13 protein-coding genes and 1 tRNA gene are annotated in these 12,715 nt (G+C 38.6%); 4 read left to right on the top strand and 10 right to left on the bottom strand.

Annotated features, from left to right (window positions below; translation table 11 throughout):
* Positions 1-97 precede the first annotated feature (97 nt).
* Together FHK88_RS06560 and FHK88_RS06555 are read left to right on the top strand one after the other, a co-directional pair.
* Positions 98-1,558: a hypothetical protein gene (locus FHK88_RS06560; RefSeq protein ID WP_227429937.1), complete on the top strand. Its 1,461-nt coding sequence runs from the start codon at positions 98-100 to the stop codon at positions 1,556-1,558.
* Between the two features lie 131 nt (positions 1,559-1,689).
* On the top strand, positions 1,690-2,862 hold the full coding sequence (locus FHK88_RS06555; protein ID WP_227429936.1) for an outer membrane protein transport protein: 1,173 nt from the start codon (positions 1,690-1,692) through the stop codon (positions 2,860-2,862).
* 50 nt (positions 2,863-2,912) lie between these two features.
* On the opposite strand, the gene FHK88_RS06550 is transcribed toward FHK88_RS06555, so the two are convergent.
* The gene (locus FHK88_RS06550; protein WP_227429935.1) at positions 2,913-3,818 is read right to left on the bottom strand and encodes a DUF1853 family protein; all 906 of its coding nucleotides are present in this window, start codon (positions 3,816-3,818) and stop codon (positions 2,913-2,915) included.
* Positions 3,819-4,109: 291 nt separating this feature from the next.
* Here FHK88_RS06550 and FHK88_RS06545 point away from each other — a divergent pair, with 291 nt between their 5' ends.
* The gene (locus FHK88_RS06545; RefSeq protein ID WP_227429934.1) at positions 4,110-5,288 is read left to right on the top strand and encodes an AI-2E family transporter; all 1,179 of its coding nucleotides are present in this window, start codon (positions 4,110-4,112) and stop codon (positions 5,286-5,288) included.
* A gap of 151 nt (positions 5,289-5,439) precedes the next feature.
* On the top strand, positions 5,440-6,174 hold the full coding sequence (locus FHK88_RS06540) for a DUF6796 family protein (RefSeq protein WP_227429933.1): 735 nt from the start codon (positions 5,440-5,442) through the stop codon (positions 6,172-6,174).
* Positions 6,175-6,250: 76 nt separating this feature from the next.
* Here FHK88_RS06540 and FHK88_RS06535 read toward each other — a convergent pair.
* The 9 genes from FHK88_RS06535 to gatC all read right to left on the bottom strand — a co-directional run bounded on the left by FHK88_RS06535 (position 6,251) and on the right by gatC (position 12,632).
* Positions 6,251-6,327: transfer RNA gene (locus FHK88_RS06535), tRNA-Pro, on the bottom strand.
* A 100-nt stretch (positions 6,328-6,427) separates the two neighbouring features.
* The gene (gene gatB / locus FHK88_RS06530) at positions 6,428-7,933 is read right to left on the bottom strand and encodes an Asp-tRNA(Asn)/Glu-tRNA(Gln) amidotransferase subunit GatB (RefSeq protein WP_227429932.1); all 1,506 of its coding nucleotides are present in this window, start codon (positions 7,931-7,933) and stop codon (positions 6,428-6,430) included.
* Positions 7,934-8,218: 285 nt separating this feature from the next.
* Positions 8,219-9,016, bottom strand: coding sequence for a hypothetical protein (locus FHK88_RS06525; RefSeq protein ID WP_227429931.1), 798 nt, complete (start codon positions 9,014-9,016; stop codon positions 8,219-8,221).
* The gene (locus tag FHK88_RS06520; RefSeq protein WP_227429930.1) at positions 9,016-9,498 is read right to left on the bottom strand and encodes a hypothetical protein; all 483 of its coding nucleotides are present in this window, start codon (positions 9,496-9,498) and stop codon (positions 9,016-9,018) included. The genes FHK88_RS06525 and FHK88_RS06520 overlap by 1 nt, the downstream gene beginning before the upstream one ends.
* 108 nt (positions 9,499-9,606) lie before the next feature.
* On the bottom strand, positions 9,607-9,876 hold the full coding sequence (locus FHK88_RS06515) for a hypothetical protein (RefSeq protein WP_227429929.1): 270 nt from the start codon (positions 9,874-9,876) through the stop codon (positions 9,607-9,609).
* 89 nt (positions 9,877-9,965) lie between these two features.
* Positions 9,966-10,268 (bottom strand): type II toxin-antitoxin system RelE/ParE family toxin, encoded by a 303-nt coding sequence (locus FHK88_RS06510; protein WP_227429928.1) that lies wholly within the window; start codon positions 10,266-10,268, stop codon positions 9,966-9,968.
* On the bottom strand, positions 10,258-10,527 hold the full coding sequence (locus FHK88_RS06505; protein WP_227429927.1) for an addiction module protein: 270 nt from the start codon (positions 10,525-10,527) through the stop codon (positions 10,258-10,260). Before FHK88_RS06505 ends, FHK88_RS06510 begins: the two co-directional genes overlap by 11 nt.
* Positions 10,528-10,742: 215 nt before the next feature.
* Positions 10,743-12,245: an Asp-tRNA(Asn)/Glu-tRNA(Gln) amidotransferase subunit GatA gene (gatA, locus tag FHK88_RS06500; RefSeq protein ID WP_227429926.1), complete on the bottom strand. Its 1,503-nt coding sequence runs from the start codon at positions 12,243-12,245 to the stop codon at positions 10,743-10,745.
* 69 nt (positions 12,246-12,314) lie between these two features.
* Positions 12,315-12,632, bottom strand: coding sequence for an Asp-tRNA(Asn)/Glu-tRNA(Gln) amidotransferase subunit GatC (gene gatC / locus FHK88_RS06495; RefSeq protein ID WP_227429925.1), 318 nt, complete (start codon positions 12,630-12,632; stop codon positions 12,315-12,317).
* Positions 12,633-12,715: the final 83 nt, after the last annotated feature.

Below are 12,715 nucleotides of genomic sequence, written 5' to 3'. Positions count from 1 at the left end.
TCTATAGTTGATGGTGATTAGTTAAAAAGTTTTGTAATAATAGCAACTTATATTGACCTTTAAAGTATGTTAAGCAATAAATAAAAGAGGATACAAAATGAAAGCATTTAAAATAACCGCTTTAGCACTTGCCAGTAGTTTGTTATTAGCTGGATGTGGTGGTAGTGGAGATTCAACAACCAATAACACTGGAAATACTGGCGGTATTCCTACTAAACCAGAAACAGATAATAGCTTAAAGCCTATTGATCAAGCCAAAGAAATGGTCAATACAGCCAAGCTGTTTATCAGTGATAATAAGGCAATTGCAGATGCTTATGAAAGTGCAGGAGATATCGTAACCAAGCAACAAATGAAGAGATGGGAAGAGTCATTTAGTATGCCAGAGAGTTTGGCAGAATATATGCAAAAAAATAAGCTATCGGTATTAGATGCACAAAAGATTAAGCAGTTAATAAAAACGGATGATTTTTACTTAAAAGGTCTTGATAACCTTGTCCCTGCTGATGACTTTAAGGCGACACTTGATCCACAAGGTAAGTTTGAACTTTCTGGTTCATCTGAGCTGACCTTACAAAAGAATATTGACTATGTTTATAATCCTCAAACGGGTAGATATGAAGAACAAAGTAGTCAGGCAGATACATTCTCTGTAAGATATCAAGGCTATGAGCAAACGTTATTTACTAATACAGTTAGCACTGCCACACCAAAGCTGACTGTGGGCTTTGAAAGTATGACCATTGGTTCAGGTGATGAAGAATTGGTAGTGAAGTCATCTAAAGATAGCCTAAAAGGTAATGCAATTCTTAATAAAGCAGTTGTTGTTAATGATGACTTTGATCTAGGTGATGAGCATAAAAATGGAGTACGACTCAATCAGCTAGATGTTGCGTTAAACAATGTCACTTTAATAGCAAATGGTAATATTGTCACGGCTAAAGATTTGAGCTTTTCTATGCTGGATATCACTAAAAAGCTAAATAATGGTCAAGAGGCGGTTCGTAGTATTCCTTATCAGTTTGCTTTAACAGGGCAGTTGCTAAAAGAAGAGCCATCAACCAATGTCTCGTTGTCACTAAGTACAGTGGCTAATAAAGATGATGTTAAAAATGTTCTTACTTTTAATGAAAATGAAAAGGTCATTGAAGGTGAAGGTAAGTTTCTTCCTTTAACAACCACATTATCAGTACAGGGAACAGTTAGCAAAAAAGGGGCAAGCCAACCAATTCCATTAGATTTTCAGGCACATATTAAACGTACTGCGCGTGATAAATTTGAGCTTCAGGGGTTAACTGCTAAAGTTGACAAGAAAACGTTATTTATTGAGGGAAGTGCGACACTTAATAGTGACTATGGTGTAGTGGCTCAAGAATATACAGTTAAACAAAATGATGCTCAAGTTATTTTAAAAGTAGACAAAAATGGTGAGTTTGTTACAGATGCTAATAATAAGTTGGGTGATATTACTGTTAATGGTAAGCGTTATGGTGAGCTATTTAAGAGTAAAGGCATGGTAACTGCACGGTTTACAGATGATACAACAATAGTCTTATAGTTGTTATCAGTATAAGTATACTTAGTCATTATAATGTATTGTGAAAAAAGACAGTGTCAGGCTGTCTTTTTTTATTTGATGTGTCTAATAATATCTATCTACACCTAAACCATACTTCAATTAGGAACAGTATGAAATCTAGATTATCAGTATATCTGTTAGTGACGCTTCCAGTATGCTCTGCGTTTGCTGAAGATAAAGTCACAGACATAGAAGTTGCACCATTAACCAATATATTTGCGCCACTTTATCATGATGCAACACAAGTACAGTGGTCTATAACTGCTAATGCATACAGTCCAACACAGTCAATTCACTCTTTTGTAGACGACTGGGATGCCCCTCTGGAGAGTGGCGATTATGCGTATGCACAAGGTCGGGCAGGTGTGGAAATTATGCCAGCACAAAGTATGTTTAGTTATGGACTTGACTGGCGGTATGACTATTTAATGAAGTTTTCTGAGTCAACAGCACAGGTTTATCATCAGTATAAAAACAAACAGATATCTACGCATAGTCAGGTGTATCCATTGTCTTTGCAAGTACAACATAATGAACGTCTGGGTATTCATATTGGTACACAAGCCACATTGTTTGACGATTGGACACTAGATACAAAGGCACACCTTTGGAAAGGATTGCATAGTATTGATGGTCAAATATATGGACAGCTATTGAGCAGAGTACCAACCAACCAACCGTCTGCTTCATCAAAAGATAGTGTTGATAAGGCAGTTGCTCGTTTGGATTATTACTATGATAAGCCTGCTTTGGGTGAAGAAAACCTAAATTGGCATCCTGCGACACCACAGGGCTACGGTTATTCTTTTGATATTTCTTTACAAGGGCAGTTGACTGATAACACACAATTAAACATCCAAGCTTATGATGTATTGGGGCATATGTATTGGAAAGATATTGCCAGTACAAACTATGATTTGGAGTATGGAGTAAATCGTCGTCCTGTATATACAATAGAAGGAAAGCTGTTAACCAAAGACGTCAGACAACATTTGCCGTGGCAGGTGGAAGCCAGCCTTACTCATCAGTTAGATAATCAATGGCAGTTAGGGCTACAAACTCAGTCTAATGAATATAGCACTTTGTACCAGCTATCAGCAGGATATCCTTTTCAACTTGATAGCACGCCTGTAGTGGTGACAGGGATTGTTGAGCCACAAACACAAGCATTTGGTGTTGAGGTAGACAGTGCTTATGGAGGTGTAAAGTTTTTGGCAGATAGTTTAAATAGTCATAGTGCCAAAAGGGCAGAGATTAGCCTATATGGTCGATATCATTGGTAACACTAATATTAGATGTTTGTTTTTTTGCTCTATTATCTGATGTTATCTTATTATTTTGTATAAATAACTAATGGTTTATCTTGCCAAAAATACAAACCATTCGCCAGACTACAGTCAGATTTTGGCATGGTTATTTTGAGTGTTCTATCATCATAAAAATCACGCTTAGTAAACCATTCTACATAATGAGCAGGGCGGATTTGCTGAAAATCTAGCCCTGCTAACTGTTGTTTATCATGTCCATCATACCAGCTATGCAGTGGAAAACTCGGTGATAGCCAGTCAGGTCTTTTAAAAGAGGTAGTATGATTTGGCACAAAAAATCTGCCTTTAATCACTGCTAAACGTTTATCAATGCGTAATTTTTGCTCATTACCATCTAAATTCACGTTGACCCATACCGAATGAAACGGCTTTTGTTGCATATGAAGCATCTTACGATGAAGTGTATCTTTTGAATTAATCCCCACCCAGTTAGCATAATCATAAGGCGGTGAGCCTAAAAAAAACTTAACCGCTAATTCCCAATGCTCAATATTGCCTGTTTGATGATTATGAATAATAAAGTCCAATTCACCCACTGTTTGTTTATCTCTATATAGCTGGATATTGTGTGCCAATAACTGCAACTGATGTAACCCTTGCTCAAAGCCATCGACCAGCCAAAAATGCAACAGACCTTCAAAATGAAATCCCAAACGATGAGGGCTAGGGCGAGACATTAAAAAGCGAGTTAAGCGTTGATATTGTGTTGTGGTATCTAGCTCATATAAACGTGGTTGATAATGATAAAACTGCTGTTGCCAAAATTGTATTTGATGAACAGTAATGCTTGGTGATATTTGATAAGGGTCTATATTGTGCCAGTGGTTTAGCACTGTTGGGCAGGCGAGGGAAAAGGCTAAATCTTTAACAAAAGGGTGATTAAATGTTTGCCAAAGGGGAGTGCTTGTCATGATGCTCTCAATGTTATTTTATGGTTTGTTTAATAGCCCCTAATATATCTATTATTAACTAGAGTTTATTGAAATAGTCATTGTAATAATAAAAGAAAAATTCACAAGCAGAAGAATTGTTATATTTGTTAGTGTTATTGAGTGATTTTCGCTAGCCAGACTGGTTTATATATCATAAAAGAATGTATCATTATTTGCTTTTTTTCGCATTGTTTTTATCCCTTAAAGCACGTTATCCCCAAAGTAATTACCTAAAAAAGAAAATGGCTCATCTGCTAGCGGAGTAATGATATGCACCAACTACAAGCACAAAAATCTTTTATCTTTATGGTCGTATTGGTCATTACTTTTATGTTCAGTCTTTGGCTATTGATACGTGTTTGGTTATTGGTATTTGCTTCTATTTTAATGGCTGTTTTTATCCTGAGTTTAGTTTCAGGATTGCGAAGTTTACCTATTATTGGTAAGTGGCTAAAACATGCACCACATGGGCTTATGGTTGCGTTGGTATTACTGCTAATAATTTCAGTTTTTGCAACCTTTGGAACATTATTTGGTCAAGAGCTGATAGAGCAGTTAGAAGAAATGAAGACTGCACTACCGATGGCTATTACTCAGCTAGAAGAGTATCTAGAGCAATCTCCATACCTGACCCAGATTAGCCAGTGGATGGCACAAAATGATAGTTATCCTCCGATTAAAGAGGTATTAAGTAAAGCAGTTACCTTTATGCCTAGCGTTTTTGCAGGGATTATGAGTGGGCTGACTAACTTTATGATTATTGTATTGCTGGGGGTCTTTTTAGCGATTTCTCCAAAGGTTTATACCAGTAGTCTAATTGCCCTGATTCCTATTCATCAACGTGAGAAAGGGCGCTATTTGTTATCTCGGTCTTACCAAGCCTTAAAACAGTGGTTGTTAGGACAGTTTGTGGTGATGTCTTTTGTGGGAGTGTGTACAACAGTTGCACTATGGTTGATGGACATACCTTTTGCGTTGGCTATGGGATTTATTTCCTTCTTATTGGATTTTATTCCTGTTATTGGACCATGGCTTGCGGCGATTCCTATTATTCTTATCGCCATGCTATTTACCCCAGATATGGTATTGTGGGTCATTGTGATGATGGTGATTGTACAGCAACTAGAAAGCTATGTACTTGCGCCATTGGTACAGCAAAAGCTTGTTAACTTGCCCCCTGTCGCATTATTGGTCTCTCAAGTGATTATGGGCTCATTAACAGGGTTTTTAGGTATTGCTTTAGCAACCCCTTTGATTGTGATGATGATTGTTTGGGTACAAGTGCTGTATATCAAATTTACTTTGGGTGATTATACAATTCGTGTACTTGGGCAAAGTAAGCAGGATATGCTAGAAGATGACTATGCAAAACCCAGTAAAATGGATAAAGAAAGTGTATACCAAGATGATAACACTACTAAAACATCAGATGATAAAACAGCAACCTAGTGAGTAAGCAAGGATAAGCGTGACAATCAGGGCTAAACAGCATCTCACAGGGTAGCTAAACATCCTTGACAATGATATAGCTAGTCTTACAATTAAATGATAATGAGTGTTATTATCATTTAATTGGTTGTTTGATATCAAGGGGATAGATATGCTATATCGTACAAATCAATATGTCCGTTGGTCGTTATTATCAGGCATCTTTGCTGCTATCTGTTGGTGTATTGGGGATATGCTATTGGTGGGATTTGCTGTCAATCCCAATGACTATCCATTATTTGCTGAGACTTATGCGAGCCAAGTTGATGTTGAGCTTGCTACCTATATGCTCACTGGCTCAACACAGCGTCTACAATGGGGCGCAATGCTTGCTGTTGCTAGTTTGCCATTTTATGCCTATGCCCTATTTGCTGTGTGGCAACTCATCAAGCCAACCGCCAAAAAGTATGGGGTTGCCCTGATTCTGTTATGGATAGTATCGCTCTGTTTCCACCCAATTGGGCACGCTGGATTTTATTATGTGGGTGAAATATACAAAGCCATATTAGCGACTGATAGCAGTGCACATGCCACCTTACTTGAGACTGCAAAAGGCTTCGAGCAGATATTGATGATTAACTGGATGATGGCAATGGCTACATTAGCGATTGTCTATATTTTTTGGGCAGTGCTGGTTTATCGTCGTCAGACTTTATTGCCTCGTTGGGCAGTATGGATAAATCCTGTATTATTTTCCATACTGATTATACTAATGGCTAAGTTATTACCTCAGCCACTACAGAGCTGGGTAGGGGCTGCAACATTTAATGAAGCCAATCTTATCTTTTGGTTGTTTTTATATGTGTATGTGCGTCGGCAACGGATAGATTTTATTGATTATTCGTAAAAGAGAATTATTGAAATGGTAATGACACCTAAAACAAAAAAGCCAGCAACCTAAGTCACTGACTTTCTTAAATATTTGGTCGGAACGGCAGGATTTGAACCTGCGACCACCACACCCCCAGTGTGGTGCGCTACCAGACTGCGCTACGCCCCGATGGACTGGATATTATACCGATTTTTAAATGGTTTGCAAGCTATTGACTCAAAAGCAGATGATTAAAGTCAATAGTTAATCATCTACTTATTAAGACAACCTACCCCAACAACTCCTTCAAAATCTGATTCACCTGTTGCGGATTTGCCTTACCACGGCTAGCCTTCATTACCTGACCGACCAGACCATTAAACGCCTTTTCCTTACCGCCTTTATACTCATCGACCATCGCCTGATTATTCGCAATCACCTCCTCAACCATCGCCTTAATCGCTCCAGTATCGGTTTCCTGCTTTAAGCCTTTTGCCTCAATGATTTTATCCACCGCATCGGCTGAATCGCCACCTTCACCCTCATAAAGCGACGCAAACACCTTCTTGCCAAGCTTTCCTGACAGCGTATTATCATCTAAACGTTTTAGCAAACCAGCCAACTGCTCAGCAGAAATAGGAGAATCAGTAATCGTTTTATCTTCCTTATTTAACGCCCCCATCAGCTCACCCATAATCCAATTGGTCGCAAGCTTAGCGTGTTTTGTATCAGAATGGGTCAATACTGCCTCAAAATAATCCGCAAGCTCACGACTTGCCGTCAAAATACGTGCATCATATTCCGACAACCCAAGCTCACGCTCAAACCGCTCACGTCTTGCCACAGGCAACTCAGGCATATCCGCCTTAATCTTATCCACCGTCTCTTGCTCAATACGCACAGGCAACAAATCAGGGTCAGGGAAATAGCGATAATCGTTTGCCTCCTCTTTAGTTCGCATTGAGCGAGTCTCATCAGCATCAGGGTCATACAAACGAGTCGCCTGAATTACCTTACCGCCTGACTCAATCACATCAATCTGACGCTCAATCTCTCGATTAATCGCCCGCTCAATGAAGCGAAACGAATTCAAATTTTTCAGCTCACAACGAGTACCAAGAGGAGCATTTGGCTTACGTACCGACACATTACAATCACAACGGAACGACCCTTCCGCCATAATCGCATCAGAAATCCCAAGCCAAGTCACCAACTGATGAATCGCCTTCACATAAGCAATCGCCTCAGCCGTCGAACGCATATCAGGCTCAGACACAATCTCAATCAGTGGCGTGCCCGCACGGTTCAAATCCACCCCCGTCATACCTGCCACCGCATCATGCACCGACTTACCCGCATCTTCCTCTAAATGCCCACGTGTAATCCCAATCCGCTTTGAATACTCATTATCCTCACCCTCATTGACCACCACATCAATATAGCCACGCCCCACAATCGGATTAGCCATCTGCGTAATCTGATAACCCTTTGGCAAATCAGGATAAAAATAATTCTTACGGTCAAACGTATTATAAAGCCCAAGCTCAGCATTCACCCCAAGCCCAAACTTTAACGCCCGCTCAACCACGCCCTCATTTAACACAGGCAACACACCGGGCAAACCCAAATCCACAATATTTGCCTGCGTATTCGGCTCTTGCCCAAACTCAGTTGGAGAACTTGAAAAAATCTTACTATCCGTATTTAACTGGCAATGAATCTCAAGCCCGATAACCACCTCATAGCCATCGACCAACAAATCCTCACGTACCGCAAACTCAGTCATATCCATCATAAAACCTACTATCATTAACAATTAATAAAAATAAAAAACCAAAAATATCGTAAAAATCGACCTAAACCAAACTTATAAAACTACCCATCAAATCAATTAATTTCTTGGAGCTAATCCTGCCATACGCTTGTATCTGCCTTGTCGATGGCGTACGGACTAATGTGTCTGACAGTGTTCCATCTAACCGAGCGACCCCTGCCAGCCACAGTCCGTATCGCCATCGACTGCATCAGGATACCGCTACTGTCAGGGCTAAAAATCCTCACTAAGCTACAACTAAAAAGCTCAATAAGGAAATAATACCTGATACTTCTCAGAAGGTAATTGTTTATCAAATATATAGTCAATATGGGGAATGCTTATTTCACTCTTATTTATACAGCAGTTTTTAAAAGAAGCCTTACTATGACAAGGACACCTATCCTCTTGACTTAAACTATTGAATCTATGAATTGGGTAACTCATTGTTTTTCTTTCAAAACTCCAATTTTCAAAAGGGTGATCAAGTAAATCTATTAAATAATTTATATGGTTAAAGTTTAGTCTGTCATCATCGTGTATAACTGAATATTTCTGAACAGGTTTAGTTACTATAGAATAATTTAAAATTTCAAAATCATCAATTATATGAAAGCATAGTTCTCCATTATATAGTATGCCTTTTTTATGTGAGCATTTAGTTCTAGGTTTAATAACACCACCGCAAATACTACATAGCGTTCGTTTGATTTTGTATTCAGGACTTATGAACAGAATATATGGATATAAGGCTTGCCATTGATTTACTAAGCGTTGAATTAATACAATTCCAGAGTTTATTAAAAATTGATGATTAGAGTTACTGGAAATATTCTCACACATCAATTCACATTCTTCTAATATATACCATGCTTTTCTATAGTTTCTATCTTTTAAGTAGTCAAATGATTGAATGTAAAGCTTATATACACTAAATGTTTCTCGTAACCTCCAATAATGGTTAGCTTTATCTTCATTACCACTTATACTTGACTTATCTTTTAATGTATTGATTTTATTAATTAAGTTGTCAAGTTCAGTCCAGTTTCGTGAGGGTATTTTCATTATGTATCCTCGCGATCGATTTTTTTTAAGCTATTTATAGCTTTATTGAGATTTCTTACTTCTCCTCTATATTCTATCTTTTTAGTATTTCCATTTTTTTTCTCTGCAATAAATGTAACTGATATATTATCGTCAGGCTTAGCTTTTAACTTGTTATATATGTAGTTGCTCAATAAACCTATAAAGGTAGGAATAATGATATTTTTTAATAGAAATGTTCCAAGCCATATTTCAGCACTGTGGAGAGCTATTTCTTGATACTCCTCATCTGTGGCGTAAATATCTATATCTATATTATTATTTTTGAAATAATCTAAGATATCTATAGAACCCACATAGTATAAATCTTCTGTACCATGAGAAGGGAGTATAACTATATCTTTTTGTTTGAGATTATTGATCACATCAGGTGAGGCATCACTAACGATATTATCAAATGTAAGTGTGGAATCACTTATTTCAAAAAAATTTGTTTCTTTCATTTAACTACTCATCTAATATTTAATTTATATCATCAGTTTCACTAGTATGCAGGCACTAGATCGATATCAAACGAGGCTAAAGTTGCTATTGTATAATTTCCTTTGTAATTAACAACGTTGAGCAATAGCCTTATCCATATCAGCCAATGACACAGACTTATCGCTAGTTAATACCCCAAAAAACTCATCAAATACCCCACTTATATTAGAGTCTTGATGAAGTGGATTTTTAAAATCTGTGACTTTTGTAGTTGAGTTCGCCATAGAATATCGTTCAGCTATCTCTTTAAAGAAAGTAGCTAAATTATCCTGCCCGACTTGTTGGCTTAATGATTGATATACCTTGTCATCAAGCTCTATCGTAATTTGTTGTGTCATCGCTTATTTCTCTTAAAATAAGTAGAAACCGTAGGGCAAGGTTAGCAATAGCGTAACCTTTCCAAAACTTACTAGCTATAAAATATGGGCTATAAATCAACTCTAGCTTGCCAACGTAGAGGATTACGGCTTGCATGCATAATTGCAATCACTTGAATTGTATGATTGTCTATTAAATAAAGCACCATTACAGGGAATTTTCTCAATAATCCTCGTCGCACATCGCGATAAACAACCACATATATTTGTGGTGTGTTCTGAATAATTTTAAAAGTATTTTCAAGCTCATCAATAAAACGGTTGCCTAATCCAACTTGTTGATTTTCATACCAGTGAGCAAGCTCTATCATATCTTGTTCTGCTTGCTCACTGACTAACAGTTTAACACTCATTATTAGTTACCGAGCTGGTTACCGAATTAGCTACTGAGTTTGATAAGCCTTCTCGCAATTTAGTCAGAGCGTCCTGATAATCTCTACCTTGAAACCCTTGTTGTTCGATATCTGCCAAACGCTTATCTAAGGTTTGTTTTTGATTATCATCTAAGGGTAAATTATGGGCATTGTTCGGGTCATCTGCAATGCTATCCCAAATATCCCAAACAAGAGATACACGTTCTTCTATTGGTAGTTTTTCAAGAGCAATTTCCATAATATCCCTCATGATTATTGTGACTTCTAGTCAAGTGGTAAATAGGGCAAACTAGCAAAAATTAACCTACACATATTTTTATTTACTCATTGCCTTTTGCAACAATGCCAAACCACGCTCAACATCACCTTGCCTAGCTCTGGTTTTAAAGCGTTGGTGTGCCTTATGCTTATTAACCATTATTTGGACTGTCTTATGCAAACGATTTGCCACTATCAAGCCTCTTGCTTAGCAATCCCTGATAACAACGTATGGTAATCCGTATGCTGTTGGAAAATATGAGCCGTTGATAACAGCTTTTCTTCGTCCCAATGTTTACCAATCAACTGTAAACCCACAGGCAAGCCCTCATCGCTAAGCCCTGCTGGCATACTAATCGCAGGTAAGCCCGCCAAATTAACTGCAATCGTATAAACATCACCCAAATACATGGTAATTGGGTCAACCGCCGTATTCAGCGGATAAGCGGTAGTTGGGGCAGTGGGGCTGGCTATCACATCACACTGCTCAAATGCCTTATTAAAATCATTGACAATCAAACGGCGTACCTTTTGAGCTTTCACATAATAGGCATCAAAATAACCTGCTGATAACGCATATGTCCCCATCAAAATACGGCGTTGCACCTCATCACCAAAACCTTCTGAGCGTGAGCGGGTATAAAGGTCATGCAAATCTTTAGGGTTTTCACAGCGATAACCAAACCGCACCCCATCAAAACGCGATAAATTCGATGATGCCTCAGCAGGGGCAAGCATATAATAAGTTGCTAACGTGATTTCAGGGTCAGTAATATGCACCTCAACAATCGTTGCCCCCAAATCCTCATATTGTTTTAGGGCAGATTTCACCTGTTTTTCTACATCGGCATTTAGCCCAGCCCCAAAATACTCTTTTGCAATGCCAATTCGCAATCCTGCTAATGGTTTATCATTGCCACTGGCTTGCTGTCCTGCCTGTTGCAACGCTTGCACATAATCAGGCACTTCTTTGTTAATCGAAGTCGCATCACGAGGGTCATGTCCTGCCATTGGTTGCAACAAATAAGCACAATCTTCTGCCGAACGCCCAAACGTACCGGCTTGGTCAAGACTTGAGGCATAAGCAATCATACCAAAGCGAGACACCCGTCCATAAGTCGGCTTAATCCCTGTCAAACCACAAAATGACGCAGGCTGACGGATTGAACCACCTGTATCACTTCCTGTCGCAAATGGTACAAACCCTGCCGATACCGCCGACGCAGAGCCACCAGATGAACCACCAGGGACACGATGTAAATCCCAAGGATTATGCACCGCCCCATAATGGGAGCTTTCATTATCTGAACCCATCGCAAACTCGTCCATATTCAGTTTGCCTAGACACACCGCACCTGCCTCATTAATATTTTTTACAATGGTGGCATCATAAGGGGCAACAAAATTATGCAACATTTTTGAGCCACAAGTGGTCAGCACCCCTTGGGTACAAAAAATATCTTTATGAGCCATCGGTACGCCAAGTAACGGACGCTTATCACCTTCGGCAAGCTGTTTATCAGCAGATTTGGCTTGCTCTAATGCCTGCTCTTTAGTAACGGTGATAAAGCTATTAATTTGCTTATCAAAGGTGTCAATACGTTGCAAAAAGTGATTGGTTAATTCAACACTGCTAAACTGCTTACTTTGCAAACCTTCGATAAGTTTGGCAACTGAAAGGGTGTGTAAATCTGACATAGGGGTACAATCCATTATTTTTTATTAAGGATAAAATATGTTGCTAATATAAATTCTTTTGGCTAACTCTTACTCAATCACTTGTGGCACTAAATATAAGCCTTGCTCAACCGCAGGGGCGACCGACTGATTAAGCTCACGGTCAATATCTGCATTTGCTACATCGGCTCGCAACTCTTGGCAAGCCTCATGCACATTGGCAAGTGGTGCTAAATCATCGGTATTTACATTACTAATGGTTTTCATCATACCAAGTATTTTATCAATATCTTTGGCATAATTGCTGGCAGTGGTTTCATCAATGCCCAAACGTGATAGTTTAGCGACGTTTAAAATATCATCAGTGTTGACAGAATCAAGATTACTTTCTTGGTTTTGGGTACTCATACCTTACTCGCTATAAAAATGACTTATTTGAATTGTTAAAGCTGTCTATTATGCTATGACTTTGGCGTCAAACCAAGGACCAG

Origin of the sequence: Psychrobacter sp. I-STPA6b (genome assembly GCF_020662265.1) — a bacterium.
Lineage (GTDB): Bacteria > Pseudomonadota > Gammaproteobacteria > Pseudomonadales > Moraxellaceae > Psychrobacter.
The sequence above is the reverse complement of the archived record's forward strand: the minus strand, read 5'-3'. Positions and strand labels throughout refer to the sequence as shown.

Bases quoted from the DNA above. Each gene is read 5' to 3' on its own strand.
- FHK88_RS06560 (WP_227429937.1), top strand. From the start codon at position 98: ATGAAAGCATTTAAAATAACCGCTTTAGCACTTGCCAGTAGTTTGTTA.
- FHK88_RS06555 (WP_227429936.1), top strand. From the start codon at position 1,690: ATGAAATCTAGATTATCAGTATATCTGTTAGTGACGCTTCCAGTATGC.
- FHK88_RS06550 (WP_227429935.1), bottom strand. From the start codon at position 3,818: ATGACAAGCACTCCCCTTTGGCAAACATTTAATCACCCTTTTGTTAAA.
- FHK88_RS06545 (WP_227429934.1), top strand. From the start codon at position 4,110: ATGCACCAACTACAAGCACAAAAATCTTTTATCTTTATGGTCGTATTG.
- FHK88_RS06540 (WP_227429933.1), top strand. From the start codon at position 5,440: ATGCTATATCGTACAAATCAATATGTCCGTTGGTCGTTATTATCAGGC.
- gatB (WP_227429932.1), bottom strand. From the start codon at position 7,933: ATGATGGATATGACTGAGTTTGCGGTACGTGAGGATTTGTTGGTCGAT.
- FHK88_RS06525 (WP_227429931.1), bottom strand. From the start codon at position 9,016: ATGAAAATACCCTCACGAAACTGGACTGAACTTGACAACTTAATTAAT.
- FHK88_RS06520 (WP_227429930.1), bottom strand. From the start codon at position 9,498: ATGAAAGAAACAAATTTTTTTGAAATAAGTGATTCCACACTTACATTT.
- FHK88_RS06515 (WP_227429929.1), bottom strand. From the start codon at position 9,876: ATGACACAACAAATTACGATAGAGCTTGATGACAAGGTATATCAATCA.
- FHK88_RS06510 (WP_227429928.1), bottom strand. From the start codon at position 10,268: ATGAGTGTTAAACTGTTAGTCAGTGAGCAAGCAGAACAAGATATGATA.
- FHK88_RS06505 (WP_227429927.1), bottom strand. From the start codon at position 10,527: ATGGAAATTGCTCTTGAAAAACTACCAATAGAAGAACGTGTATCTCTT.
- gatA (WP_227429926.1), bottom strand. From the start codon at position 12,245: ATGTCAGATTTACACACCCTTTCAGTTGCCAAACTTATCGAAGGTTTG.
- gatC (WP_227429925.1), bottom strand. From the start codon at position 12,632: ATGAGTACCCAAAACCAAGAAAGTAATCTTGATTCTGTCAACACTGAT.